Source organism: Roseobacter sp. HKCCA0882 (genome assembly GCF_037805225.1).
GTDB lineage: Bacteria > Pseudomonadota > Alphaproteobacteria > Rhodobacterales > Rhodobacteraceae > M30B80.
In genome coordinates this window covers 1,501,834-1,526,421 of sequence record NZ_JBBLYI010000001.1, presented here as the reverse complement: position 1 = coordinate 1,526,421, position 24,588 = coordinate 1,501,834, and the positions used below count along the sequence as shown (strand labels likewise).

At 54.0% G+C, this 24,588-nt stretch carries 25 protein-coding genes and 1 tRNA gene; 9 read left to right on the top strand and 17 right to left on the bottom strand.

Features of this window, described 5'->3' with window-relative positions:
• Positions 1-9 precede the first annotated feature (9 nt).
• Genes AAC622_RS07760 through AAC622_RS07750 form a run of 3 tightly spaced genes read right to left on the bottom strand, consistent with a single transcriptional unit; the run spans position 10 to position 2,630 of the window.
• Positions 10-900, bottom strand: a complete 891-nt coding sequence (locus tag AAC622_RS07760; protein WP_340252230.1) for a phytanoyl-CoA dioxygenase family protein — start codon at positions 898-900, stop codon at positions 10-12.
• A gap of 26 nt (positions 901-926) precedes the next feature.
• Entirely contained in the window at positions 927-1,850 is a 924-nt protein-coding gene (locus AAC622_RS07755) for an NAD(P)-dependent oxidoreductase (RefSeq protein WP_340261227.1), read from the bottom strand.
• 18 nt (positions 1,851-1,868) lie between these two features.
• On the bottom strand, positions 1,869-2,630 hold the full coding sequence (locus tag AAC622_RS07750; protein WP_340252227.1) for an SDR family oxidoreductase: 762 nt from the start codon (positions 2,628-2,630) through the stop codon (positions 1,869-1,871).
• 149 nt (positions 2,631-2,779) lie between these two features.
• On the opposite strand from AAC622_RS07750, the gene AAC622_RS07745 reads away from it, so the two are divergent.
• The 7 genes from AAC622_RS07745 to denD are packed head-to-tail and all read left to right on the top strand — an operon-like array spanning position 2,780 to position 10,065.
• A complete protein-coding gene (locus AAC622_RS07745) occupies positions 2,780-3,841 on the top strand; it encodes an L-idonate 5-dehydrogenase (protein WP_340261225.1) in 1,062 nt (353 codons plus the stop codon).
• Positions 3,835-4,437: a LysE family translocator gene (locus AAC622_RS07740; protein WP_340252224.1), complete on the top strand. Its 603-nt coding sequence runs from the start codon at positions 3,835-3,837 to the stop codon at positions 4,435-4,437. The genes AAC622_RS07745 and AAC622_RS07740 overlap by 7 nt, the downstream gene beginning before the upstream one ends.
• Positions 4,434-5,624, top strand: a complete 1,191-nt coding sequence (locus AAC622_RS07735; RefSeq protein WP_340261224.1) for a mandelate racemase/muconate lactonizing enzyme family protein — start codon at positions 4,434-4,436, stop codon at positions 5,622-5,624. The genes AAC622_RS07740 and AAC622_RS07735 overlap by 4 nt, the downstream gene beginning before the upstream one ends.
• 8 nt (positions 5,625-5,632) lie before the next feature.
• A complete protein-coding gene (locus AAC622_RS07730; protein ID WP_340261222.1) occupies positions 5,633-7,009 on the top strand; it encodes an FAD-binding oxidoreductase in 1,377 nt (458 codons plus the stop codon).
• Positions 7,010-7,022: 13 nt separating this feature from the next.
• Positions 7,023-8,183 carry a fumarylacetoacetate hydrolase family protein gene (locus tag AAC622_RS07725; RefSeq protein ID WP_340261221.1) on the top strand — a complete coding sequence of 387 codons (1,161 nt, stop codon included), beginning with the start codon at positions 7,023-7,025 and terminating at the stop codon, positions 8,181-8,183.
• Between the two features lie 32 nt (positions 8,184-8,215).
• Positions 8,216-9,100, top strand: coding sequence for a sugar kinase (locus AAC622_RS07720; protein WP_340261220.1), 885 nt, complete (start codon positions 8,216-8,218; stop codon positions 9,098-9,100).
• On the top strand, positions 9,100-10,065 hold the full coding sequence (gene denD, locus AAC622_RS07715) for a D-erythronate dehydrogenase (RefSeq protein WP_340252212.1): 966 nt from the start codon (positions 9,100-9,102) through the stop codon (positions 10,063-10,065). Before AAC622_RS07720 ends, denD begins: the two co-directional genes overlap by 1 nt.
• Before the next feature lie 55 nt (positions 10,066-10,120).
• Here the strand turns inward: denD and AAC622_RS07710 are convergent, their stop codons facing one another.
• From AAC622_RS07710 to ltnD, 10 genes are all read right to left on the bottom strand, one after another.
• Complete coding sequence (locus AAC622_RS07710; protein WP_340261218.1) at positions 10,121-11,059, bottom strand: 2-hydroxyacid dehydrogenase; 939 nt, start codon at positions 11,057-11,059, stop codon at positions 10,121-10,123.
• A 29-nt stretch (positions 11,060-11,088) separates the two neighbouring features.
• A complete protein-coding gene (rhmD, locus tag AAC622_RS07705; protein WP_340261217.1) occupies positions 11,089-12,261 on the bottom strand; it encodes an L-rhamnonate dehydratase in 1,173 nt (390 codons plus the stop codon).
• A 170-nt stretch (positions 12,262-12,431) separates the two neighbouring features.
• On the bottom strand, positions 12,432-13,271 hold the full coding sequence (locus tag AAC622_RS07700) for a phosphogluconate dehydrogenase C-terminal domain-containing protein (RefSeq protein ID WP_340261216.1): 840 nt from the start codon (positions 13,269-13,271) through the stop codon (positions 12,432-12,434).
• A gap of 3 nt (positions 13,272-13,274) precedes the next feature.
• Positions 13,275-14,645: a four-carbon acid sugar kinase family protein gene (locus AAC622_RS07695; RefSeq protein ID WP_340261215.1), complete on the bottom strand. Its 1,371-nt coding sequence runs from the start codon at positions 14,643-14,645 to the stop codon at positions 13,275-13,277.
• A complete protein-coding gene (locus AAC622_RS07690) occupies positions 14,642-15,889 on the bottom strand; it encodes a ribulose-bisphosphate carboxylase large subunit family protein (protein ID WP_340261214.1) in 1,248 nt (415 codons plus the stop codon). Before AAC622_RS07690 ends, AAC622_RS07695 begins: the two co-directional genes overlap by 4 nt.
• The gene (nanR, locus tag AAC622_RS07685) at positions 15,886-16,632 is read right to left on the bottom strand and encodes a transcriptional regulator NanR (RefSeq protein ID WP_340261213.1); all 747 of its coding nucleotides are present in this window, start codon (positions 16,630-16,632) and stop codon (positions 15,886-15,888) included. Before nanR ends, AAC622_RS07690 begins: the two co-directional genes overlap by 4 nt.
• A gap of 51 nt (positions 16,633-16,683) precedes the next feature.
• Positions 16,684-17,445 carry a hydroxypyruvate isomerase family protein gene (locus tag AAC622_RS07680; protein WP_340261212.1) on the bottom strand — a complete coding sequence of 254 codons (762 nt, stop codon included), beginning with the start codon at positions 17,443-17,445 and terminating at the stop codon, positions 16,684-16,686.
• Complete coding sequence (gene otnC / locus AAC622_RS07675; protein WP_340261211.1) at positions 17,445-18,092, bottom strand: 3-oxo-tetronate 4-phosphate decarboxylase; 648 nt, start codon at positions 18,090-18,092, stop codon at positions 17,445-17,447. Before otnC ends, AAC622_RS07680 begins: the two co-directional genes overlap by 1 nt.
• Positions 18,089-19,360 carry a 3-oxo-tetronate kinase gene (gene otnK / locus AAC622_RS07670; protein ID WP_340261210.1) on the bottom strand — a complete coding sequence of 424 codons (1,272 nt, stop codon included), beginning with the start codon at positions 19,358-19,360 and terminating at the stop codon, positions 18,089-18,091. The genes otnC and otnK overlap by 4 nt, the downstream gene beginning before the upstream one ends.
• 4 nt (positions 19,361-19,364) lie before the next feature.
• Positions 19,365-20,258, bottom strand: coding sequence for an L-threonate dehydrogenase (gene ltnD, locus AAC622_RS07665; RefSeq protein ID WP_340261209.1), 894 nt, complete (start codon positions 20,256-20,258; stop codon positions 19,365-19,367).
• A gap of 156 nt (positions 20,259-20,414) precedes the next feature.
• On the opposite strand from ltnD, the gene AAC622_RS07660 reads away from it, so the two are divergent.
• A complete protein-coding gene (locus tag AAC622_RS07660; protein ID WP_340261208.1) occupies positions 20,415-21,584 on the top strand; it encodes a pyridoxal phosphate-dependent aminotransferase in 1,170 nt (389 codons plus the stop codon).
• Positions 21,585-21,601: 17 nt separating this feature from the next.
• Positions 21,602-22,009 (top strand): hypothetical protein, encoded by a 408-nt coding sequence (locus AAC622_RS07655; protein ID WP_340261207.1) that lies wholly within the window; start codon positions 21,602-21,604, stop codon positions 22,007-22,009.
• A gap of 166 nt (positions 22,010-22,175) precedes the next feature.
• Here the strand turns inward: AAC622_RS07655 and AAC622_RS07650 are convergent.
• From AAC622_RS07650 to AAC622_RS07635, 4 genes are all read right to left on the bottom strand, one after another.
• Positions 22,176-22,249: transfer RNA gene (locus AAC622_RS07650), tRNA-Cys, on the bottom strand.
• A 95-nt stretch (positions 22,250-22,344) separates the two neighbouring features.
• On the bottom strand, positions 22,345-23,058 hold the full coding sequence (locus AAC622_RS07645; protein ID WP_340261206.1) for a leucine-rich repeat domain-containing protein: 714 nt from the start codon (positions 23,056-23,058) through the stop codon (positions 22,345-22,347).
• A gap of 29 nt (positions 23,059-23,087) precedes the next feature.
• The gene (locus AAC622_RS07640) at positions 23,088-23,480 is read right to left on the bottom strand and encodes a bactofilin family protein (protein WP_317656093.1); all 393 of its coding nucleotides are present in this window, start codon (positions 23,478-23,480) and stop codon (positions 23,088-23,090) included.
• A 71-nt stretch (positions 23,481-23,551) separates the two neighbouring features.
• Complete coding sequence (locus tag AAC622_RS07635) at positions 23,552-24,568, bottom strand: rod shape-determining protein (RefSeq protein ID WP_340261205.1); 1,017 nt, start codon at positions 24,566-24,568, stop codon at positions 23,552-23,554.
• Between the last annotated feature and the right edge of the window lie 20 nt (positions 24,569-24,588).

Sequence of the window (24,588 nt, the reverse complement as noted above, 5' to 3'; positions counted from 1 at the left end):
CGCTCGTTGTCACTGAAACGCACTTTTCGCGCCTGCGCTTTGTTGAGTTTTGAAAATTGAACTGTTGTCTGGCGCAGGTGGCAGGGGCATACGCACAGGCACTGTTTCAAGACGGGGCACTAGGCAGGCTTTGCCTGTGATGATGCGTTCCTGTAAATCTTCCCAAAACCGCCGCTGACCCAATTCGTGGATATACGAAGCGGCACCAAGGATCGGCCATGCGTCTGCCTTGGCGATTTCATAGAACAGAATATAGCGCGGTCTATCGCTGACATTCGGGGCTGAGCCGTGCAGAATGCGGGCGTGATGCACCGTCATTGATCCTGCTTTCCCTGTCAAAGTTACAATCTTGTCGCGCTCAAAGAGTGGGTCATCGGGATTGATCGCGCCCGCGAAAACCCCGTTTATGCCGTGATCCAAAATTGGCCCGCGATGGGTTTCAGGGATCACCATCAATGGGCCATTGGCCGCATCCACGTCCTCAAGCATCAGGCCAAAGGCCAGAAGGTCATCGTTAGTATGTGGATAAAATGCCCAATCTTGGTGCCATTCCACCGCTGCCCCACCGCCTGGTGCCTTGGTGTTGAGCTTAGAAGTGATAATGGCTGTATCGGGGCCAAGCAGGCTTGCCAACACCTCGGTCATGCGTGAATTGCGCAGCACCTCCCAGAAATAGGGATGCTGCTTATGCGGGATTTTGATCCGGGTTAGGCGCGGGGTGTCTGGCCCGTGGCCCTTGTCGAGATCATAAACCGCGTTGCTTTCGCGTACATCGCGGGAAGCCTCAATGAACTGCGCGGTCAAGCGGCGCAATTCGTTTAATTGGGAGGGGCTGACTGCATCCTCCACCATCAGATAGCCATTCTTTTGGTAGGATGCGATCTCGTCTTTGGATAGCATGGTTAGCCTCCTTTTTGATGCAGGTGCTACTTTTTACCTTTGGCTACTTCGGCGGCTAAATCCATTCCGTTTAAGTTGCCAATGTGATCCGACAGCATTGGAACAAAATCTCCGCCTTTTCCGATGGCTTCGGCATGGGTGAAATAATGCCGCGCAGCGGATGCCATGACATTCATCACGCCCGCATCTGTTGCCATCGCATTCACATAGCGGATGTCCTTTGACAGATTCTCAATCGAGAATTTATGCGCATTCTCATCCCTATCGCAGACATATTGCATGAATGTACCAAAGAAGCCTGAGCCAAGACGGCTGGGTGCAATCACTTCGCGAAACGCGTGGGGTGAGATCCCAACTGCTGCGCCTAGAACAGTAGCCTCGGAATAAAGAGCAGCATAAGCGGCTCCTAAGAAATTCATCAAGAGCTTCATCTTGTGGCCTGTGCCCACCTCGCCAATGCGCGTGATGGTGCCAGCCCAGCAATCAATGACCGGATGCACCTGATCAAACAGTGCAGCATCGCAGCCCAACATCGCGTCAAGCATCCCTTCCTCGGCCTCTTTGGGCGTGCGGCCCAAGGGGGCATCCACCATATGCGCGCCAACCACTGAAAGCTTTTCTGCCATAGCCAGCGTTGATGTTGGATCAGCGGTGGTCGTGTCGATCACAATCATACCTTTGCGCGCACCTGCGATGATGCCACTTTCGCCCGTGATCACCGCTTCGACCTGGGGCGAGTTGGACAGACACAGATGGATGATGTCGCATTTTGAGGCCATGTCTTGTGGCGATGCGGCCTCTTTTGCACCCATGCTGAGCAAGCTTTCGACAGGCGCGCGGTTGCGGTTGCCCAAGATCCAAAGTTCATACCCGCCCTTTAGGATGTTTTTCGCCATCCCATGGCCCATGAAACCTACGCCGATAAAACCGATAACGGGTTTTTTTGTCATGATATGGATCTCCCTTTCCTATAGACTTGCGGTGATGCCGCCATCGACAAACAGCGTGTGGCCGTTCACGAAACTGGATGCTTCCGCAGATAAAAACACGCACGCGCCCACCAATTCATCCACCTCCCCCCAGCGGCCTGCAGGGGTGCGCTTTTCAAGCCACGCGGAAAATTCGGGGTCAGCAACAAGGGCCGCGTTGAGCGGTGTGTTGAAATAGCCAGGCGCAATGGCATTGCAGTTGAGCCCGTATTTCGCCCAATCGGTCGCCATCCCTTTGGTGAGGTTCGCAACCGCGCCCTTAGACGCCGTGTAAGGTGCGATAGAGGGGCGGGCGAGGGCGGTTTGTACGCTTGCAATATTGATAATGCGGCCTTTGCCTCGTGCGATCATGTGGCGTGCCACTGCTTGGGCAACATAAAAAACCGAATTCACATTTGTCCGCATCAACCGATCAAAAGCATCGGCTGGAAAGTCCTCTAATGGCGCACGATGTTGCATACCTGCATTATTCACCAAAATATCAATTGCACCCTCTTTTGCCTCGAAGGCATCAATCGCTTCGCGCGCTGCGACTGGGTCGGTTACATCAAAGGCTAATGCCAAAACATTTGCCCCTTTTGCGCGTAGGTCTTCGGTAGCCGCATGAAGGCGGTCTGCATTGCGGGCATTCAGCACAACTTGAGCGCCTGCGTCACTCAGACCTTTAGCCAAAGCGTATCCAATACCCATTGAAGAGCCTGTAATCAAAGCACGTCGCCCGCTTAGACTAAACAGTTTCATTGTTTCTCCTCTGGGTTTTTCGCACCCTGATTTTTGATTGGCTTAGCCGAACCAAGCGCCACTCGCGCCCTTGACATTTCTTGTAAATCCCGCGCTCTATGCTCAAATGGTATACCATTTTTAGGTTGGCGCAAGAGAAAGCCTGACGTTTGAAAAACGAGGATATTGTTGTGGCACAAGCGCTATTCGTACATGGCTCTGGAGACCTCCGCGTTGGGACCTGTAAGACGGCCTGTCCATCGGAAGGTGAAGTGCAGGTTGCCCTGCGCCGAGGGGGGATTTGCGGGTCAGATTTGCATTATTTCAACCATGGCGGCTTTGGCACCGTGCGTCTGCGTGAGCCGATGATCTTGGGTCATGAGGTGGCGGGCGAGATCACTGAAATTGGGCCAGAGGTAACGGGCTTGGCGGTTGGGGATCTGGTTGCCATTTCACCCTCGCGTCCCTGTTTCACTTGTGTCGAGTGTAGGCGCGGATTGCCCAATCAATGCCTTAACATGCGGTTTTACGGATCGGCTATGCCTTTTCCCCATATCCAAGGCGCATTTCGAGAAGTAATTACAGTGCGCGCAGAAAACTGTGTTAAAGCCGATGGTTTGAGTGCTGCTGAGGCTGCGATGGCCGAACCCTTGGCTGTGGCGCTGCACGCAGTCCGCCGCGCAGGGAACCTGGTAGGCCAGAGCGTTTTAGTGACGGGATGCGGCCCGATTGGCGTTTTGGCCATTATGGCTGCGCGCCGTGCGGGCGCAGGCGAAATCATCGCCACAGATATCAGCGACACGATGTTAAGCTATGCGCGCAAAGCGGGTGCAGATGTCTGTCTGAACACCGCGCGCAACCCAGAGGCGCTAAGCCCGTATGAAGAAGGCAAAGGCACAGTTGATGCGTTGTTTGAATGTTCAGGCGCGCAAGTGGCCCTTGTTTCTGCACTGCTCGCGATCCGCCCCCAAGGTCGTCTTGTGCAATTGGGGATGTCTGGGGATATGCAGCTTCCCATGATGCAGATCACCGCGCGCGAATTACAACTGATGGGCTCTTTCCGCTTCCATGAGGAATTCGCAATGGCTGTGCGGATGATGCAAAATGGGCTGATCGACACGCGGCCCCTGATTACGCATAGTTTTGCTTGGGCGGAATTTTCGGCGGCTTTTGCGATGGCCAATGACCGCACTCAGGCCATGAAAGTGCAATTGGAGTTTGGCCCGTGCTGACTTTTGCGCTTGCTGTCATTTTGCTTATCATCACTCCTGGGCCGGGTGTTCTTAGCACCGCGGGCTTTGGCGCGGCTTATGGGTTCAAGCCCTCTTTGCGCTATGTTCTAGGTTTGTTTATTGGCACAAATTTGGTGATGCTGGCAGTCGTGTCTGGATTAGCGGCGGTGGTCTTGTCTGTGCCATGGTTGCGCGTGGTGCTAATGGGGGCCTCGGTGGCCTATCTGCTCTATCTCGCGACGAAGATTGGTTTTGCAGGCGCAAAAATCGCTTTTATCGAGGCTGCCACTCCGCCAGGCATCTTGGGGGGTATCTTGCTACAAGCGATTAACCCCAAGGCCTATGCCGTCAATACATCGCTGATGACTGGTTTTGGATTTGCGCCCGATAACTTGGTCTTTGAGATTGCCATGAAAATCCTGATTGCCAATGCGATTTGGATTCCTATCCATTTGGCGTGGCTTTGGGCGGGGGTGACGCTGCATCGCCTTGATCTGCCGTCTCGAACGCAGCGGATCATTAATATTTTCATGGCATTGGCCATGCTCAGCGTTGTTGGTTTGGCCCTATGGTCAAGTTTCGGAGGTCAGGGATGAAAATTACCAAATTGGAAACCATCCGGGTTAAGGAACGGCCCAACTTGGTATGGCTGCATGTGCATACAGATGACGGTGTGATGGGCCTTGGCGAAACATTTTTTGGCTCAGGCGCAGTAGAAGCGTATATTCATGAGACCCTTGCACCATTGGTAATTGGTGAGGATCCATTGCGTATTGAGTATCTGGCCCGCAAAGTGGAGGGCTATCTCGGGTGGCGCTCAACAGGCGCTGAGGCGCGGGGAAATTCTGCATTTGATATTGCGCTTTGGGATCTTTGGGGCAAGTCCACAGGCCAGCCAGTGGCGCAGCTACTAGGCGGTTTCACTCGTGATAGCATTCGTACCTACAACACTTGTGCAGGCAATGATTACATCAAAAAAAATGAAGGCCAGACTACCAAGAATTACGGACTCGGTGCGGATGATCGATATGATGACCTAAATGGATTTTTGAATCGAGCGGACGATTTGGCTCAGTCTCTTCTGGAAGAAGGGATTACCGCAATGAAAATTTGGCCATTTGATGCGGCGGCAGAGGCTAATGAGGGATCGCATATCTCGGCTAAGGAATTGAAATTGGCGCTCTCGCCGTTTGAGAAAATTCGCCGCGCCGTTGGTGATCAAATGGATATTATGGTCGAATTCCATTCGATGTGGCAATTGACCCCTGCAATTCGCATTGCGCGGGCGCTTCAACCCTATCAGACCTATTGGCATGAAGACCCGATCCGAATGGATAATTTTGCAGCCCTTTCACGTTATGCTCAAGAAAGCCCCGCACCTGTTTGTGCCTCTGAAACGCTTCATGGAATCGGTGCATTTCGTGATCTTTTGGCCTCGCAGGCAGCAGGCGTCGTTATGTTGGATTTATCATGGTGTGGCGGCTTGACTGCTGCTCGGAAAATCGCTGCGATGGCCGAGGCAGAGAAACTTCCAGTGGCACCGCATGATTGCACAGGTCCGGTAGTTTTAGCGGCTTCCACGCATTTGTCGCTCTCTGCACCCAATGCCCTGATCCAAGAAAGCGTACGCGCTTTTTATAAGGGGTGGTATGCAGAAATTGTGACATGTTTACCCGAAGTCAAAAACGGCCAAATTTCTGTTAGCCGTTCTCCAGGTTTGGGCATGGAATTGATACCTGATCTTGATCGCGCTTTCACAACTGCGCGCCGTGTATCGCAATGAGGGATGACATGCGTGATCATTCACAGGCCATTACTGAGCTCAGCGCACTGTTGGGAGAACGCTTAGTTACTAGTGCAGCTGATTTGAACCTGCATGGTCAAAATGAGACCTATTATCCCAACACACCACCCGATGCCGTTGCCTATCCTGAGACGACCGAGGAAGTGTCTCAAATTCTCAAAATCTGCCACGCGCAAGAATGTCCCGTGGTAGCTTATGGCGCTGCATCGTCCTTGGAGGGGCAGCATCTCGCCGTTGCAGGGGGGATCAGCTTGGATATGTCGCGCATGGCGCGCGTGCTGTCCTTGGATGCTGAAGACTTGAAGGTGACTGTGCAGCCCGGCATCACGCGCAAATCCCTCAACGAGGAATTGCGCGCAACGGGTTTATTTTTCTCGGTAGATCCTGGCGCAGATGCGTCAGTCGGGGGTATGGCCGCCACCCGCGCCTCTGGCACAACTGCAGTGCGATACGGCACGATGCGTGAGAATGTCCTTGCCCTTGAGGCGGTGATGGCAGACGGCACGATTATCCGCGCAGGTTCAGACGCGCGCAAATCCTCGACTGGCTATGACTTGGCCCATCTTTTGATCGGTTCGGAGGGAACGCTTGGGATCATCACTGAGTTGACCCTGAAATTGCACGGTGTGCCTGAAACAATTGCGGCTGCCACTTGCCGTTTTCCGAGCGTCGAGGATGCGGTCAATTGTGTCATTTTAACGATCCAGTCGGGTATTCCGATGGCGCGCATCGAATTGGTAGATGAGATGATGGTGCGTGGCTTTAACGCATATGCAAAATCAGATTTCCCCGAAATACCGCATTTATTTTTAGAATTTCACGGCACAGAGGCGGGTGTCAAAGAGCAGATGAGCTCTTTTGCGGATATCGCAAGCGAGTTTGGCTCAGATGGGTTTGAGACAGCCACTACCACTGAAGCGCGCAACGCCCTTTGGGCGATCCGCCACAATTCCCATTACGCCAGTGCGGCCTTAGGGCAGGGCGGCCATATTTGGCCCACAGATGTGTGCGTCCCGATCTCAAAATTGGCCGAGGCCGTGTTGCAGGCGCAACGCGATGCAAAGGCAATGGGGCTCACCGCAACGATTGTTGGCCATGTTGGCGATGGAAATTTCCACGCAGGCCTCAGTGTTGATCCGAATGACTCAGATGAAATGGAGCGGGCCGAAAAATTCACCACGGCCTTAGCTGAAACCGCGCTACGCTTGGGGGGCACTGTCTCGGGCGAGCATGGGATTGGCCTTGGCAAAGTCAAATTCATGAATGCTGAACATGGCGCGGCAGTGGCTTACATGCGGGCAATAAAAACGGCTTTTGATCCGAAAAATATTCTCAATCCGAACAAGATGTTTCCAGCGCATTAGGAAAGGGCAAGGCATGATTTCAACAAAAGATTTTGATCCAAAAGGAACTTATGTAGGCCGCGTCTGGCGACCTGATGTGGGGCCTGCGCTTGTTAGGCTTGAGGGAGGGGATGTGCTTGATATCACGAGCCGCGCTTGTCCCACCATGCATGACCTTTTGGAAGGTGAGCACCCTGCGGCGACCGCCCGCGCTGCTAAGGGCGATGTGATATGTGGTCTTGATGATCTGGTTGAAAGCAGCCTTTCCGCTGCGCAAACAGGCGATGCCAATGCTTTGCGTTTTTTGGCCCCACCCGATTTGCAAGCGATTAAAGCGTCTGGCGTGACCTTCGCAGAAAGCATGGTCGAGCGTGTTATTGAGGAGCAGGCGGCAGGCAATGCCGATTTGGCTGACGGGATCCGCGCGCGCGTGAAAGCGGTGATTGGCGACAGCTTGTCCGGCATTGAGCCCGGATCAGAGGCGGCGATGAAGGTGAAATCGGTTCTCCAAGAAGAGGGGCTCTGGTCGCAATATCTTGAGGTGGGCATTGGCCCTGACGCGGAAGTCTTCACCAAATCGCAACCAATGGGATCGGTGGGCTACGGCGCTTTAGTTGGGCTGCATCCGATGTCCAGTTGGAATAACCCAGAGCCAGAAATTGTTTTGGCAATCAATTCTAAAGGCGTGATTGTAGGCGCTACGCTTGGTAATGATGTTAATCTTAGGGATGTAGAGGGGCGCTCTGCGCTTCTTTTGGGTAAAGCTAAAGACAATAATGCGTCTTGTTCAATTGGCCCATTCCTGCGCCTGTTTGATGACAGCTTCAGCCTTGATGATATTCGAGCGGCGGAGCTTTCCATGCGGGTTGTGGGCGAAGATGAATTCGTTCTTGAAGGGCATTCATCGATGACCAAGATCAGTCGTGACCCTGCCGATATTGTGGCGCAGACCATCGGGCGACATCACCAATATCCTGATGGGTTTTTCTTGTTCTTGGGAACAATGTTTGCCCCCGTCAAAGATCGCGACGCAGTAGGTCAGGGCTTTACCCATCATGGTGGCGATGTGGTTACCATTACTGAAGCGCGGCTTGGATCGTTGCAAAACACTGTGCGACTGTCGACCGAATGCCCCGAATGGCGCTTTGGTATGGCGGCTTTGATGCGCAATTTGGCAGAGCGTAGATTGATTTAATGGGGTCGTCCTTCATCTCTTTGGGTGAGTGTATGGTTGAGCTGTCCGATCAGGGCGGTGGCCTCTATCGGCGCGGCTTTGCGGGGGATACGTTTAACACCGCATGGTACGCCCGCCGCATTTTGCCAAAGACATGGTCAGTGTCCTATGGCAGTTGCATTGGTGCGGATGCAGCCTCAGGCGAGATGCGCGCCTTTATGGAGGCAGGTGGAATCGATACTAAGGCATTGCGCGTGATCCCGGATCAAACCGTTGGGCTTTACATGATCAGCCTGGATCAGGGCGAGCGCAGCTTTTCCTATTGGCGCAGCCAATCTGCTGCGCGTTGCCTCGCTGATGATCCCGCATGGCTTCAGGCCACTCTTGCCAGCTGCGATGTAATCTATTTTTCTGGCATCACCCTAGCAATCCTTTCGCCTGAGGGGCGCGCGGCCCTTTGCGCCGCATTGGCGGAGGCGCGTAGACAAGGGACCATGATCGCCTTTGATACAAACCTTCGCCCCCGTTTGTGGGAAGATCATGCGACTATGCAGACAGGAATAATGGCTGGTGCAGCAGTGGCTGATATTATTTTGCCGTCTTTTGATGAAGAACAAATCTTGTTTGAGGGAGCGACAGCGTCAGACACGATTGCCCGCTACCGCGCAGCAGGGGCACATATCATCGCGCTTAAAGATGGCGCGGGCGATGTGCAATTGTGGGATGAAGCAGGCGGGGTGCGTGTCTTACCGTGTCGGCCCGTCGACCATGTGGTCGATAGTACCGCTGCGGGGGACAGTTTTGGCGCAGCTTTTGTAGCAAACGTAGCGCAGGGTTGCTCTTTGGAAGAGGCCGCATTAGCCGCGATGCAGCTTGCAGGTCAGGTTATCCAATATCGCGGAGCTTTGGTGCCACAGATTTTTAAGGGAGAAAAGTAATGCATATTCTGATTATTGGCGGCGGTGGCGTCGTGGGACAAAAACTGGCGCGATCATTGGCAGCACGCGGGCAGTTGCGTGGAAAAGAAATCCGTAAAATCACTTTGGCTGATATTGTTGACCCCGCAATGGTAGAGGCCCCGTTCGACGTCGATTGCGTTTCCTGTGATATCAGTAATCCCGCTTCAGTGGCTGCCACGCTCGGAGCAGATGTGGATGTGATCTATCTACTCGCTGCCATTGTCTCTGCCCATGCAGAAGAGGATTTTGATGCTGGGTTGTCGATTAATTTAATGGGGACGCTCCACGTATTGCAGCGGGCGCGCGAGTTGCAGACTAAGCCGGTAGTGGTCTTTACCTCTTCAATTGCTGTTTATGGGGGTGAAGTGCCGGACCCGATTGTGGATCACACTTTTCTAAATCCACAAACTTCATATGGTGCGCAAAAGGCGATGGGCGAATTGTTGGTGAATGATTTTAGCCGCAAAGGTTATATCGACGGTCGCGGCTTCCGCTTGCCTACCATCTCAGTGCGCCCAGGCAAACCAAATCGCGCTGCTTCGAGCTTTATGTCATCGATTTTGCGCGAGCCGCTCAATGGGCAAGAGGCAATTTGCCCTGTTAGTGATGATTTTCCGCATTTCTATCTGTCGCCGCGCAAATGTGTCGAAAACCTTATTCGCGGAGCAGAGGTTAACGAGGAAGATCTTGGCCAAAACCGATGCATGATGATGCCCGGTAGAACTTGGACAATTCGTCAGATGATTGAAGCCTTGACAGTGGTCGCTGGACCGGAGCCAGCCAAGCTAATTAAATTTGAAGCGCAACCAATGATTGAAGAAATCTGCAAAGGATGGCGTTTTGATTTGCGCCCTGAAAAAGCTCTTAAACTTGGCTTAAGTGCAGATGAAAGTTTTGAGGATAACATCCGATATTATTTGGAAGACGATAAACCTGCAGCCTGACTTAGGTCGTATATCATCAAAAAAACCCCCGTTTTTCGGGGGTTTTTATTTTGGGTTAATTGACGGGTGTGATCAAATTGGATCCTTGAATGAACGCGTGAATGTTGTCTCGTTGAAGAGCCGCCATAGCGTCACGGGTTTCGACTGTTCCAGAGCCTTGATGCGGCTGAACCACTACATTTGGCAAACTATAAAATCTCGGATTAATGTTGGGTTCGTTGAGAAACACGTCCAATGCAGCGCCGCCAATTTTACCAGTCTCCAGCGCTTCGAGCATAGCTTCTTCGTCTATTGTGCTTCCGCGTGAGATGTTCACAATTATCGAGCGGGGGCCCAATGCTGCAATGACTTCGCGCGATACAAAATTTATAGTGTTTGGACCGCCTACTACAGCGACAATCAAATAATCCACCGCTGCGGCCAGGCTCGTGACGTCTGAATGATAGGTCCAACCTGGGGTTTCTTTTTCTGTTCTAGCGTAATAGTGGATGTCCATTTTAAAGGCCGCTAAACGGTTAGCAATTTCTCGTCCGATACGACCAAGGCCAACGATTCCCGCGCGCCCACCGGAGAACTTTCGATTTAGGCGGTATTCGCCTGCAGTTTTCCAGTTTCCTGAATGTGCCCATTCGGAAGCTTGGGCCATTTCTCGGACTTGCATCAACAACATTGCAACGGCTAGATCCGCCACGTCATCATTAAGAACATTTGGAGTGTTGGTAACTTTGATGTTTCGTTCATTTGCAGCCGAAATATCAATAGCATCATACCCAACCCCAAAATTTGCTATGAGATTTAGGTTTGGAAGCATTGCGATTTCATTAGCGCCAAACGAGGTGTGCCCCTTGAACGCAAGTGCTTTTATTTTTGATCGCGCGCTTGCATCGAGTTCATGCATTTGAGAAGGAGTGTCCAAAAAAATAGGATCAAAAGCAGATTTTAGACCTGAAATATCACGTTCGCTGTATGGCCCAATTGCAAGTACGTCAGTCATTAGGAGCTCCACTTATATCTATTTAAAGTTCAGAATTGTGCAAGTTTACAATCAGGATTGAGCGTCATCCCAAAACCCGGTTTCGACTCTAATTTGAGTTTTCCATTTTTTGGTACGGGTTCGTCGCTAAACAATTCACCAAAAACCGGTCGTATATAGGTTCCATCAGGTGCTGATGTAACATATTCGCATCTCGGTTGTTCGTTTTGGCTCATTATAAAGTGGTAACTATAAGGACCGGAGCCATGAGGAATAATGGGAATATCATAAGCTGATGCATGTGCCGAAATGCGTAGAAGTTCAGTTAAGCCGCCCACCCACATGACATCAGGTTGAAGAATGTCGATGGTTCGTTCTTCAATTAACTTTCTAAATCCATGCCTAGTGTAGTTATGTTCACCTGTCGTCCATTTTAGTGTGGGATGAGCATTTCTTATTATGCGATAGCCTTCAATATCTGTCGGCTGCAGTACTTCTTCCCACCAATAAATGTTCAGATCAGAGCAAGCTTTTGCAAGTTCGATAGCATAGCTTGGAGTTAAGGACATGTAGCAGTCCACCATCAAAGGAAAATCACTTCCAATTTCGGCTCGCTGCTTTTTCAGAAATTGATAATTCTGTTTTACTCCATCAATTCCATCATAGTGGCCATGAGGAAGCGGTACTTTCGCCCCCCAAAAGCCCATGTCCTTTATGGCTTTGGCATTAGGGCCTGTACAATAAAACGATATTTCTGGACGGCTACACCCGCCAATTAAATTATAGACAGGCTCGTCGCGTAGTTTTCCCAGTAAATCCCACAAGGCCAAATCAACAGCAGAGATGGCCGCTATTGGCAAACCAGCTTGCCCGTACGGCAAACTGGCGCGATACATTTGATCCCAAATAAGATTAATATTTCGTGCGTCTTGGCCCACTAAAAAACGGTTGAAATGATGATTAATTATCCAAGCTGCAGGCACACCACCGAATCCTGTTGCAACTCCGATTGTCCCATTAGAAGTTTCGATCTCGACAACTATCGATCCTAGAACGTCTATTCCCCAGCTTGTTCTCACTTTTTTATAGTTATCGTGCCCTGACATCGGATTGGCGATCAAGGAGCCTATGAGCCAATGTTCTTTGCTTTGCTGGAAATAGTCCCCACCGCTTCCACTTCCTTCAACACGGCTAACGGTGACTCGTTTAATAGTAAAATCCATGCCATCAGTCCTCGATTTGTAGCAACGGGTTTCGGAGTATCGCTAACTCGTTGATCTTCACGAAAATCTTTTAGTAATAGGTTGGCTCGTGCAACCCTATTAATCTGATGATGCAGGGCATATTGGCACTTTAACGGCAATAGTAACGCTATTATGGCGCGGCCGCGCCGTTAATCTTCGCAGATTTCAGTGACTGACTTCTTAACGGCGCCCAGATCAAAGACGCGATCTAACCAATCGGGTTGGAAGATCACAGAGCGCGCCTTATCAATCGCCATCAAGGCCCCGTCTGAAAATTTGCCCTCTGGGAAAATACCAAAGGCGATGGCCAATTCAATTTTGAGGTGGCCCAAGATGAAATCATGTGCGGCCGCCTCAGAGATGCCCATGGATACGGCGCGATCTGTTGCCTCGCGCAGCGCCAAGGCGATGGTTGCCCCGACCGTCTCAGAAAGGGCGGGTTCCAAAACAGCAATATTTTCAAGGCTGCACCGATGCGAGCGCGCAACGGGGGCATAGATCACTTTAGCGATATCTTCACATAGCGCATAATGCGGCTCTGGCCCTTGGATCAGCGCGCAAACAATGCCCTGCGGCGCGGCGATCCCACCAAAATAATCCTCCTGCGCGGCAATGCTGTCATGTGCCTCTAGGATATGGGGGTGGCAGGGATGCGTGCAGAAATAAGTGACATCTTCGCGCACGGGCATCTGACCTGCATAGGGTGCGGCAGCATCCAACACGATCACGGCCGCGCCAGATTTCAATTGATCCACAAATCCATGCGCGATTTTGCCGATCAGGCGATCTGGCACGGCCATGACAACAACATCGGCATCGCCAAGGGCGGTTTCAGCGGCCACACAGTCAAGCCCCGTTTCCGACTTAAGGCGTGCTTGGCCTGCCTCGGTCACTTCGACAGGGGCAAGATGATAGCTGCTTTGCATCAGGTTGCGCGCAATCCGCACACCCATTTTGCCGCCCGCACCAAGAAGTGCAATTTTTGTCATGATCTATCCTTTCGCTTCGGCACGCGCGCCGTTTTTGATCCAAGAGAAATAATCAGGGCTGCCCATTTGACCGCCCTTTAGGGCCAATTCCAAACCATCAAATTCGAGGTTGTCGCTATGCCCTTTCAAAAGGGCCGCGCCTGCCGTGGTTGCGCCAATCGCGGTGAGGGCAAACAACCCGAGCGCTTGAGCGGCAAAGCCTGATGTGTCGCCGCCTGCGATGATCGCGCGCGCAACGCCCGTACCGCGCAAAAGATCTCGCAAAAGCGCGCCGAGGCTTGTGCCGATGAGCGCATTGGCCTCATGCGGTGTATGCTGAGATGCTGACAGCGCCGCGCGCATGGCCGCAACGGCCGGGTCATCTGGCCCGCGCGCGCTGCAAATCAGCGGATCGCGCCCTTGGGAGAGCGCGGCGCGTGCGGCTTCATAGCTGTTGGTCATAGCCCGCTTGGCGCTAACGCCGCCCTTGATCAGTGCGGCAGCGTCCAGTGGGATGACGACAAACCCATCTTCTTCAGCGCGGGCAATTTGTGCCGCAGTGGTGGGTGAGACAGAGCCCGAAATCGCAATCACCTGATCCACTTTGCCAAAACTTGGGGCGGGTTCGGGCGGGGGTATAAGGCCCGATTTTTGCCAATGGGCCACCAGTGCATATTCCACCCCCTGCGAGCCTATTGCCAGATGTCCATCCGCCCCTGCGGCATCCCAGATCAACGCGCCCAGTTGCGCCGCGTGATCCATGTCGATGCAATCAAGCGTTATGATTTTCGCGGGCGCGTTGGCGCGCAAGGATGCAAGGCCTGTGGGGTTGAGATGCTCAAGCGTCAGTGTCGCAAGCGGCAGGTCGGTTTGCTTCCGCAGATGCATGGCCACATCGGCCTCTTGCATCGGGGTTACGGGGTGGGATGCCATCACAGGGTGGCGATCAAGCCGATAGACCGCGTCCCCTGCGGCGGCAAATAGCTGACCAAAGGCTTGGTAGCGCCGTAACGGTGGTGCGGCGATCAAGCAAGAAACCCAATCGCTACCGCGCACCGCAAGGGCTAATTCAACTGCCTTGCCAATCGAGCCTGTATGCGGCGCGCTGTCCAAGGTGGAGCAGGTTTTGTAATGCAACAGGGGCGCGTCCGTAGCGGCCAAATGTGCAAAAAGCGGTGGCAGATGTCTGGCCATCCAATCGGGTGATTGGCTGCGCGCGGTGGTGGCAATGCCGATGCCCCGCATCGCGCCAAATCGCGCCGCTTGCGCCTTTGTCGGGGGCGCAAGGAACAGCACCGTTGGCAGGCCTGCAAAACTCAACACCTCCATCGTGGCGGCGGAGCCTGTGAAATCATCGCCCAAAAAGGCAATTAATGGCCCATCAGGGAGTGTCATTTCGCATAGGCCTTTAGCGCGCGGGAAAGCTCGGGATTGGATTTGGCATAATCAGCGGCGGGGATGCCCGCCATCGCCGCTTGCCACGATTGCCGCAATGCCGCGACACCTGCACGCGGCCCGTCAGGGTGGGCCATAATCCCACCTCCTGCTGCATAAATGCAATCTGCATGGCCGAGGTGGCGATAGGTTTCAGGGGGTTGCAGCGCGGATTGGCCCGATGAAAAGACGGGCATCGGGATGCAGGGTGCATCACCAAAGAGTGGGGTGAGCAAAGATTTGGCCGAGGCGATGACGCTTGCGTCACTTTCGCTGAATTTGTTTTGGAGGCCGTTGACGTGCATATGATCTGCCCCCGCCAAGCGCCAGATTTTCGACCATGCTGCATAGTCCCATCCTAACAATTCGGCGCGGCTGAGATATCCCCATCCGTTGCGATGAGCATGGAGAGGCAGCGCGCTATGCCGTGATAGGCCCAAGAAGCCCGCCACGCCGACCGAATTGAGGCTGACCATCACGCAAGTTGCACCTTTTGAGAGGGCAAAATCATGTCGGGCACGCATCTCATCGACTTCGCCTGTTAGGTTGAAGGCATACATGACCTTTTTACCAGTGCGGTCGGCATGGGCGTTGATGACATCCATTACCGCGCTCACCCTCTCCTCGAAGGGGCAGGCAGGGCCATTGGCCTGCAATTCATCATCCTTGATGAAATCAATGCCCGCTTCGGCAAGTGTGCCGACCAATTTGGCAGTCTCCTGCGGGTCAAGCCCGACAGAGGGTTTAATAATCGTGCCAATCAGAGGGCCAACCGCAACCCCTGCCAATTTACGGGTGCCGCTGATCCCAAATTTTGGGCCAGAATAGGCATCCGCAAATGCGCGCGGCAGGCGGATATCCAGCAAACGTAGCCCTGAGAATTGCGCCAATTCGAAAAGATTGCCCGCGACCGTAGCCATGAGGTTCGGCAAATCAGGGCCGATATTATCCAAGGGCCAACTGAGTGTGACCTTGGCGCGCTGATAGCGCGTGCCCTGCTGCCCGCCTTTCAAGCTTGGGCTGTCGGTAGCATCAAGCGGAGTTAGGGCAACCACTTGGGCCCCCGCGCGGGCCTGTAGTCCTGGCGTTTCGCCCGGCACTTTTACAAAGGTGCCCGCGCTTTGCTCGCCCGCCATCACGGCGGCGGCGCGGGCGGGGTCAATCGGGGTTTCGATCAGGTAATCTGCTTCAATTCTGTCGCTCATTGCGCGTGATCCTGATGATATAGGGCGTTGGCGCGCTCCAAATGCTCGCGCATGGCACGGGCGGCGGCATTGGTATCTTTGCGGGCAATTCCATCCAAAATGGCGCGATGCTCGGTCAATGTCAGTGGCTCTAGGCCCAATTTGTGAACCTGTTCTTTATGAAAGGCGCTCATCCAAGAGAAAACGCCATGGGTCAGGGTTTCAAAGATCGGATTGCCCGAGATGGCAGAGATGCGGCGGTGAAACTGCCCGTCTATCTGGGTAAAAAGCGGCACATCGCGCTTGGCTGCGGCTTGGGCGCGCAAAAGCTGTTCTAAATCGTTTAAGTCACCTGCGCTGCGGCGTTCTGCGGCAATGCGCACCATTTCCACCTCAAGGGCCACGCGCGCCTCCTTGAGATGTTCGAGAGAGGAGTGCGAATGCGTCAGAATATGGCGCATGGAAATGCCCAATTGATCAATAACCCCATCCAAGGATGGGGTTGCCACGCGCGGCTTGCCGCCGTGGCGGATATCAATCACGCCTTTATGCTGAAGGCTTTGCATGGCTTCGCGAATGGCAGGGCGGCCAATGCCATAGCGCGCCATCAAGGCGCGCTCGCTTGGCAAAGCATCACCTGGTTTGAGGTCATCCGCGCGGATCAAGGCCAACAGGCGATCTTCGACTTCGTCTGACAGTTTTTTGGGCCGTATGATCTGGTCGCGGTCGGACATGGGCTGCCATGATTCTGGTATACTGGTCATACCAGTTTGGCGTAGAAAAAGGCCCTCCGCAATCCCAAACACGCGCGGGGATCAGCGAAACTGTGCCATCCAGTCTAAGGTCAGGTCTGTCTCGATTTTCGGCTTATATTCTGCACCTATCGGGCGGGCCCAACCAAGGCTGTCGATATGAGAGAAGATATGGTCGTAATTCACCTCACCATGATTAGGGGTGCCACGATCAGGCACAGAGGCAAATTGAATATGCCCGATCACAGGCAACAGGCGGCTGAGGCGGTTGGTCAAATCCCCCTCCATCAACTGAACATGATAGCAATCAAACATCAGCCGCAAATTTGGGGCTTTGACCTCTTCTATGATGGCGACCGCTTGTGCGGTTGTCGAAAGGAAATAGCCCTTTGCATCATAATGATTGAGGGGCTCAATCAATATTGTGATGCCCTTTTCGGCGGCCTGTGTGGCCGCGTAGCGCAGATTGACTAGAAAGGTCTTATGGGCGCTTTCGCCACTAGCGAACCCTGCCATCACATGTACAGCGCCTGCGCCGATGATCTGGGCGTAGTCGAGGGCTTGATCAATCGCGGCGCGCGCCTCTGCCTCACGGTTGGGCAAAGCGGCCAATCCGTTTTCGCCAGCCGCAACATCGCCTCGGCTTGTGTTGAGCCCAAGCATCTCAAGACCCGTTTCATCTAAGGCGGCCTTCACATCATGTGGGTCATGAGCATAGGGCCAATGACATTCGACCGCATCAAACCCTGCCGCTTTTGCTGCGCGGATGGCATCAGGCAGGGGGCGGTCAGCCCATAGAAACCCTAGATTTGCAGAAAAACGCATCAATCCCACTCCACCTCGAATTTACGCACGACATCGCGCACCTGTGCAGGCGTCAAGGCGCGGGCATCAAAGCCACGCATCATGATCGCAAGCTTGGCTGTTTCCTCCAGCTCTTCAATTGCGTTGCAGGCGGCCTCGACATCTTTGCCTGCAACCACTGGGCCGTGATTGGCAAGCAAGACGGCGCTGCGCTTGCCCCCTAGACTGCGCAGGGCTTCGCCCATTGCGGCATCGCCTGGCATTAAGAACGGCAAAAGCTGCACCTTGCCCAGTTTCATGATTGCGTAAGGGGTCAGCGGCGGCAGCACATTGTTGGGGTCAATCTCAGGCATCATTGACCACGCCACAGAATGGCAAGAGTGTAAATGAACCACCGCGCCTGCTGATTTTCGTGTCTCGTAAAAGGCACTGTGAAGCGGCATTTCTTTGGTTGGTTTCAGGCCCGCGATATGTCGGCCCGCTGCATCGAAGCGGGACAACTCTGCAGGATCAAGCCGCCCAAAGGAACTGCCCGTAGGCGAAACCAAAAGCCCCCCATCTTCGGTGCGGGCGGAGATATTGCCTGTTGATCCCCCCGTCAGGCCACGATCGAACATCGATTTCGCCAAGAGGCAAATCTGCTCGCGCAGTTTGGATTCAGAACTCATGCGTCCTCCAATTTTGCGAAAGCATCGTTGAAAAAGCTTTCTGCGCCAAAATTGCCAGATTTGAGGGTGAGGGCGATATCCTGCCCCTCTGATATGCAAAAACACCATGGCACGCCTGCGGCAATTTCAGGCCCGATATCTAACCTGTAGATCCGCAGGGCCTTTGTGACCGCGCCTGAGGTTTCCCCGCCCGCGACCACAATCCGCCGTGCGCCCTGATCGCGTGCGGCAACCGCCAAATCTGCAAGTGCCGCCTCAACGATTGCGCCCGCCTCGGCCTTGCCCAATTGGTCTTGTGCGGCGCGCACCGCATCGGGTGTTGCGGTCGCATAGATTAGGGGCTGCGCTGCGAGATCTTGGGCTGCAAGCCAATCCATGGCGGGTTGCAGGCCGCGTGCCTTCAGACTTAGGGGGTCAAGCTGGAAACTGGGCCTTCCTTGGGATTGATACCGCGCAACTTGTGCATTGGTCATGGCAGAGCAACTGCCAGATAAAACGACCCCTTCGGGCGCTATGTCGCGGGGTGTGGTTTCTTTCTCATGTGCAGCCAGTAGGCCGCGCTTGGCATAAATCTGGGGGATCGGCATCGCAATCGCAGAGCCGCCCGTCAGAAACCGCATATCGGCGCAGGCCTCGGTGATCCGCGCAAGATCGGCGTTTTCCACCGCATCAACCACGATATGCGCCACGTTTTTCTCGGCCAAGTCTCCACAAGCTTTTTTAATGGCCGCGGCCCCTGCGGCAACAGTCAGGCGATCAATCAGCCCAATTGTTCCACGGACCTGCGGCTGCAAAAGCCGCATCAGATTGCTGTCGCGCATGGGCGTTAGGGGGTGATCTTTCATCGGGCTTTCTGACAAGGGCAATTGGCCCACAAACAAATTGCCCATGAAAATGGCACGGCCATTTTCGGGAAAGGCGGGGCAATAGATCGTCTGCGCGACATCCAGATCGGCCATAATCGCCTCGGCCACTGGCCCGATATTGCCCTCTGGGGTCGAGTCGAAGGTTGAGCAGTATTTCCAAAAATATTGCTGTGCCCCCGCGCGCTTGAGCCATGCGAGGGCCGCGCGCGCCTCTGCAACCGCATCTGTCACGGGCTCAGTGCGGATTTTAAGGGCGATGACCTCGAAGGGGCTTGTGTCCTGTGGCGGTTCAGCAGGAACGCCAATCCGCAAGGAAACAGGGTATCCGCTGCGCGCCAAAAGCCCTGCAAGATCTGTGGCGCCAGTGAAATCATCGGCAATTGCACCAAAAAGCGTGGTCATTGTGTTATTGTCCGTTGGGTAAGGTCAGACCTGCGGCCTTGGCATAGAGTTTGGCAAGGGCTGCATCATCCTCTGCCCCAAGACCCTGCGCTGCGGCCTCCTTGAATAACGCAAGCGCGGCCTCAGTGATCGGGGCAGAAAAGCCTGAGTTTTGCGCAATATCCATCACAATCCCCAAATCCTTGGGCCAGATATTGATCGTGCTGCGTGGGGTGTAATCACCTTCGATGATGTGGGGCGCGCGGTTTTCTAACATCCAACTGGTTCCCGCGCTTTGGGACACCACCTCTAAAAACCGCTCAGGAGAGATGCCCTGCGCCAGCGCAAAGGTGATCGCCTCGGCCATTGAGGCGATGTGAATACCTGCCAACATTTGGTTTGTGGCCTTCATCGCGGAGCCTGCCCCCGCGCGGTCGCCCATTTCAAAGACTTTTGCAGAGATGGCATCGAGTGCGGGCTTTGCAGCCTCAAAGGCCGTTTTGCGCCCCGATGCCATGATCGTCAACTCACCCGAGGCAGCCTTAATCGCCCCGCCAGAAATTGGCGCGTCCAGATAAAGCAGGCCTGCGCTTTCTGCGCGCGTTTCCATTTCGGCAGCGAAAGCAGGGGGGATCGTGGCGCAAGAAAGGATCACCGTGTTATGTTGAAGCGCTGCTGCCACGCCCTCAGGGCCGAAAAGGACGGCTTCGGTTTGCGCCGCGTTGAGCACGACCACCACCAACGCGTCCAAAGCCTCTGCATGATCTAAGAGCGCACCTGCTTGTGCACCATCTGCAACAAGTCGCGCGACCGCATCGGGGTTGATATCATGGCCCCAAACCTGATGACCCGCCTTGATCAGATTGCGCGCCATGCCATAGCCCATAGACCCCAATCCGATAATCCCGATCTTGTGCATATCTCGGCCCCTTTGCCTAAGTTGTGAGATGCAATCCTCCGCGCGTCATGCTTGAGGTTGCTGCCCTCTTCACATAGCTCTATGCCTTGGGTATCACAAGTTTGGTATACCAAAAAAGAGTGGCCATTTTGGCCGCGCATCATAGAGGGAGCGCGCATGTCTGACTTGAAATTCGCCCAAAGCCTGTCTCGCTTGGGCACAGAATCTGCCTTTGTCGTTTTGGCCCGCGCGCAAGCCTTGGCCGCCGAGGGTCGCGACATCATCAATCTGGGCATCGGTCAGCCTGATTTTCGGACGCCTGAGCATATCGTTGAGGCAGGCATCAAGGCGCTGCGGGATGGTCATCATGGCTATACGCCCGCCAATGGCCTGCCCGCACTGCGGGAGGCGGTGGCCGCCGATTTGCATCGCCGCCACGGGGTAGAGGTGAACCCTGATTGTGTGGTCGCCGTTCCTGGGGGTAAACCCACGATGTTCTTTGCGGTGATGATGTTCGGCGAGCCTGGCGCCGAGATCATGTATCCCAACCCTGGGTTCCCGATTTACGAATCTGTCATCCGCTATTCAGGGGCAACCCCTGTGCCGATTGCGCTTCGCGAGGAAAACGGGTTTTCCTTTTCGGCAGAGGAGGTCTTGGCACAGATCACGCCCAAGACGCGGTTGATCATCATCAACTCGCCCGCAAACCCAACGGGCGGTGTGACCCCGAAGGAAGAGATCGACAAGTTAGTCGCGGGTCTTTTGGATCATCCCCATGTGGCACTGATGTCGGATGAGATCTATTCCAACATGCTTTATGGCGGGCGCGAGCATGTTTCGCTTCTGCAATATCCCGAAATTCGGGATCGATTGATCATGCTAGATGGGTGGTCAAAGACCTATGCGATGACAGGGTGGCGTTTGGGTTATGCCGTTTGGCCTGAGGCTTGCGTGCCGCATGTGAACCGCCTGTGCATCAATGACCATTCCTGTGTGAATGCCGCTACGCAATTTGCAGGGATTGCGGCGCTCAATGGCCCTCAAGATGCCGTGCGCGAGATGGTCGCCCAATTCGATGCGCGCAGACAAGTGATTGTTGAGGGGTTGAACACCCTCAAAGGCGTGACCTGCACCGATGCGGCGGGTGCGTTTTATGCATTCCCGAATATCTCGGGCACAGGCATGACTGCCGTGGAGGCACAGAACCTGTTCCTGAACGAGGCGGGCGTGGCCACAGTGGCGGGCACGAGTTTTGGCGCGATGGGCGAGGGCTATGTGCGCTTTTCATACGCCAATTCCACCGAGAATATCCTCGCTGCGCTTGATCGTATTGCGAAGGTGTTGTGATGCAATGACGCGCGAAGATGACCCTTCGCGCGTCATTTTTTAAGACCCGGGCGCTGCGGCGCAATGCGCGCCGCTGGCTGCTTGACCTGAACCCAGTGCCAGAATGGCAGGGGCGCGGAATGGATCAAGCGGCGCGCTGTGACCAAGATCAAAGGCCAAAAGAGTGCCGATACGCAAAGGCTTATCCGAAACATACATCCGTAATTGACCAACCTTTAATCTACAGCGGCAAGGGTGGGGGATTTACTGCGCAGACAATGGTGAACCTGTTTCAAAAACTGTACCGTCTAGCCGCCATTGATGGTGCAAGCAGTCACAGTGGCCGTCGGCAGTTTTTGACTAAGTTAGCGGACAAAGGTGTCAACGCTCGAGTTGTCCGAACCTGCTCGTTTATCAAGGCGAAGTTTTTTGTGTATTCGGATTGATTCTACGCCGTAGCTCACCGCTTTCTTCTCCACACTCAATTATTGTTGAGTGTAGCATATTCTCAAGCTTTTGTGCAGAGCGTTTTGTGTACAAATTGTGTACAAAGAAATTTTGACTACATTCTGTACGAATGCGTCAATTTTAAATTATTTTTACAGTAGGCTGTGGAGGCGAGTACCGGAATCGAACCGGTGTACACGGATTTGCAATCCGCTGCGTCACCACTCCGCCAACTCGCCTTCAGGGTATTTGTGGTGTCTATGGGGCGGTGCTACTGCAAGGTTTGCGCCTGCGCAAGTGGTAAGAGGGCGAAACGAGCGCAAGAAAGGCTGGGCTAGCTTGAAAACAGTCCTTTGCGCTTTGGCTTTTCTACGGCGGCGGCCTCACGGATCACGATTTTGATGCGGGGCCCCGTTTGGATCATGGATGGATCCACGGGGCAAAGGCTGAGGTCAAGGATCTCAAGCCGTGGCAGCCGCGCAATCGGCGTGATGTCATAAACTTCGGTGTCACGCAGAATCAATTCCCGCAGATCTTTGCACAGGCTCAACGGGCTGATATCCGCAACGCGGCTATGAGATACATCGAGATAGCGCAGCCCCGTCAATTCGCGCAAAGCTGTGATGTCCGATATAAATGTTCCACCAAGCTGCAGATGGGTCAGGCTGCGCATACCCGCCAAGGGGCTGAGATCACTGATTGGCGTGGCCCAAGCTGAGACGCGCTCAAGATGAGACAGGCCGCGCAAAGGCTGTAGGCTGGTGACGTGCGTGTTTGAAATGTTCAGGCTGCGTAAATTGCTGCATTTGGCGATGCTTGAGGGCAATTCCACCAAATTGTTAAGCCCTGAAAGATCAAGCGATTGACAGTCACTCATCAAACAATCTGCGATCATGCCTTGGCAAATTGAGTAATCAGCGGCGCATTCGGGCAGGTTGCGCAAATATTCGGTCGATGGCGCCTCAACATCCATGCTGCGCGCAAGTTTCATCTGCGAGGCATTGGAGACAAAGACCAGTTCATTGGCGTTTTCATACTCTGCGCTCATGGTGCTGTGCCTATTGATTGCTGCGCGGTTCAATCGTTCATCGCCATGCTAGATTGCTGCTTCACGGTGACATTGCCTTCAAAGCGCGCACCAAAGGCCACGGCGAGGATGTTTTGGTTGAACTCACCGCGCGCTTGTGCGTTGCTGTCGATTTGCAACTTTCTGCAGGTGATCGTTCCCTCGAACTGGCTATCGATTTTAACCATGTCAGCGGTGATTGTGCCGCGCACTTTGGCCCCGTGGGCAATGGTTACGTTATGACCCGTGATGTCGCCCGTCACGCTGCCTTCGATGACGACATCGCCGTTGCTGCGCAACTTCCCCTCAATCGTCATACCAGCATGGATGACTGTTGCAGACGCTGTGCCGCGCGGGCCGTCAAAGTTGGGTTCATTCGGGCTTGTGGGAGAGAACGGCGTCATCATTCATCCAGAAAAATTATCAATATGATATAATATGCCCTTGCAGGGCCAAGGGTCAATCCGCTGCGACCCTATGGATCGCGCTGTATGGCGTGCTCCATACGCTTGCCCAAATTCATCGCAATTTGGGTGCCAAAGGCTACGCAATATTTGGGATTTTCGGCCACGGTTGCAGGAACGCCCGTGAGGTCAGACAAGGCTTTGTCAATGCCCCTGAGGCCCGCGCCACCGCCTGTAAGCATCAACCCATATTCATGGATGTCCGATGCCAGATCGGGCGGTGTTTGATCGAGCAGTGACATCACCGCCGTCCAAATCTGTTCGATAAGCGGGTGCAGTGCCTCGGCCACATCCTGTTCGGTCACAACTTGCTCTTTGGGCAGGCCATTTAAGGCATCGCGCCCCCGCACTGTGGCGCTCCGTCCTTTACCATCTGCGGGGAAGATGGCGGTGCCGATCTCATGTTTGAGCTTTTCACAGGATGAGATGCCCACGTTCAAATTGTAGTTTTTCTTGATGAAGTTTGAGATAGCCTCATCAAAATGGTCGCCCCCGATGCGCACTGAGCGTGCTGTGACGATGCCGCCCAAGGAGAGAACGGCAACTTCGGTTGTGCCGCCGCCAATATCGACAATCATCGCGCCGCGTGGGTCAAGAACAGGCAGGCCCGCACCAAGTGCGGCGGCCATCGGTTCTTCGACTAGCCCAACTTTGCGCGCCCCTGCTGCTTCGACCGAGTGCTTGATCGCACGCTTTTCAACGGGGGTGGCGCCATATGGCACGCAGACATAGACAATCGGCTTTCGCAGCATGAAACGGCTCAAGGCCTTGCGGAAAAACGCGCCAATCATTTCTTGAGCTGCATCAAAATCGGCGATGACCCCATCGGACAGGGGGCGGCAGGCTTGGATCGATTCCGGCGTCTTGCCGAGCATTAATTTGGCATCTTCACCCACCGCGAACAGCTTTTTGCGCCCGTCTTTGATGTGAAACGCCACGACAGATGGCTCATCCAAGATCACGCCCGACTCGCTATCCACGAAAACGGTGTTGGCCGTGCCAAGATCAATGCTGATTTTTGACGTCATATTGGTTAACCGAAATACAA

Excerpts from the sequence above, each read along its gene's own strand:
- denD (WP_340252212.1), top strand. The coding sequence starts at position 9,100 with ATGCATATTCTGATTATTGGCGGCGGTGGCGTCGTGGGACAAAAACTG.
- AAC622_RS07725 (WP_340261221.1), top strand. The coding sequence starts at position 7,023 with ATGATTTCAACAAAAGATTTTGATCCAAAAGGAACTTATGTAGGCCGC.
- AAC622_RS07755 (WP_340261227.1), bottom strand. The coding sequence starts at position 1,850 with ATGACAAAAAAACCCGTTATCGGTTTTATCGGCGTAGGTTTCATGGGC.
- ltnD (WP_340261209.1), bottom strand. The coding sequence starts at position 20,258 with ATGCACAAGATCGGGATTATCGGATTGGGGTCTATGGGCTATGGCATG.
- AAC622_RS07640 (WP_317656093.1), bottom strand. The coding sequence starts at position 23,480 with ATGACGCCGTTCTCTCCCACAAGCCCGAATGAACCCAACTTTGACGGC.
- AAC622_RS07680 (WP_340261212.1), bottom strand. The coding sequence starts at position 17,445 with ATGCGTTTTTCTGCAAATCTAGGGTTTCTATGGGCTGACCGCCCCCTG.
- AAC622_RS07750 (WP_340252227.1), bottom strand. The coding sequence starts at position 2,630 with ATGAAACTGTTTAGTCTAAGCGGGCGACGTGCTTTGATTACAGGCTCT.
- AAC622_RS07720 (WP_340261220.1), top strand. The coding sequence starts at position 8,216 with ATGGTTGAGCTGTCCGATCAGGGCGGTGGCCTCTATCGGCGCGGCTTT.
- rhmD (WP_340261217.1), bottom strand. The coding sequence starts at position 12,261 with ATGGATTTTACTATTAAACGAGTCACCGTTAGCCGTGTTGAAGGAAGT.
- AAC622_RS07730 (WP_340261222.1), top strand. The coding sequence starts at position 5,633 with ATGCGTGATCATTCACAGGCCATTACTGAGCTCAGCGCACTGTTGGGA.
- nanR (WP_340261213.1), bottom strand. The coding sequence starts at position 16,632 with ATGACCAGTATACCAGAATCATGGCAGCCCATGTCCGACCGCGACCAG.
- AAC622_RS07635 (WP_340261205.1), bottom strand. The coding sequence starts at position 24,568 with ATGACGTCAAAAATCAGCATTGATCTTGGCACGGCCAACACCGTTTTC.
- AAC622_RS07735 (WP_340261224.1), top strand. The coding sequence starts at position 4,434 with ATGAAAATTACCAAATTGGAAACCATCCGGGTTAAGGAACGGCCCAAC.
- AAC622_RS07645 (WP_340261206.1), bottom strand. The coding sequence starts at position 23,058 with ATGAGCGCAGAGTATGAAAACGCCAATGAACTGGTCTTTGTCTCCAAT.
- otnK (WP_340261210.1), bottom strand. The coding sequence starts at position 19,360 with ATGACCACGCTTTTTGGTGCAATTGCCGATGATTTCACTGGCGCCACA.
- AAC622_RS07655 (WP_340261207.1), top strand. The coding sequence starts at position 21,602 with ATGACCCTTCGCGCGTCATTTTTTAAGACCCGGGCGCTGCGGCGCAAT.
- AAC622_RS07710 (WP_340261218.1), bottom strand. The coding sequence starts at position 11,059 with ATGACTGACGTACTTGCAATTGGGCCATACAGCGAACGTGATATTTCA.
- AAC622_RS07760 (WP_340252230.1), bottom strand. The coding sequence starts at position 900 with ATGCTATCCAAAGACGAGATCGCATCCTACCAAAAGAATGGCTATCTG.
- AAC622_RS07700 (WP_340261216.1), bottom strand. The coding sequence starts at position 13,271 with ATGACAAAAATTGCACTTCTTGGTGCGGGCGGCAAAATGGGTGTGCGG.
- AAC622_RS07690 (WP_340261214.1), bottom strand. The coding sequence starts at position 15,889 with ATGAGCGACAGAATTGAAGCAGATTACCTGATCGAAACCCCGATTGAC.
- AAC622_RS07695 (WP_340261215.1), bottom strand. The coding sequence starts at position 14,645 with ATGACACTCCCTGATGGGCCATTAATTGCCTTTTTGGGCGATGATTTC.
- otnC (WP_340261211.1), bottom strand. The coding sequence starts at position 18,092 with ATGAGTTCTGAATCCAAACTGCGCGAGCAGATTTGCCTCTTGGCGAAA.
- AAC622_RS07660 (WP_340261208.1), top strand. The coding sequence starts at position 20,415 with ATGTCTGACTTGAAATTCGCCCAAAGCCTGTCTCGCTTGGGCACAGAA.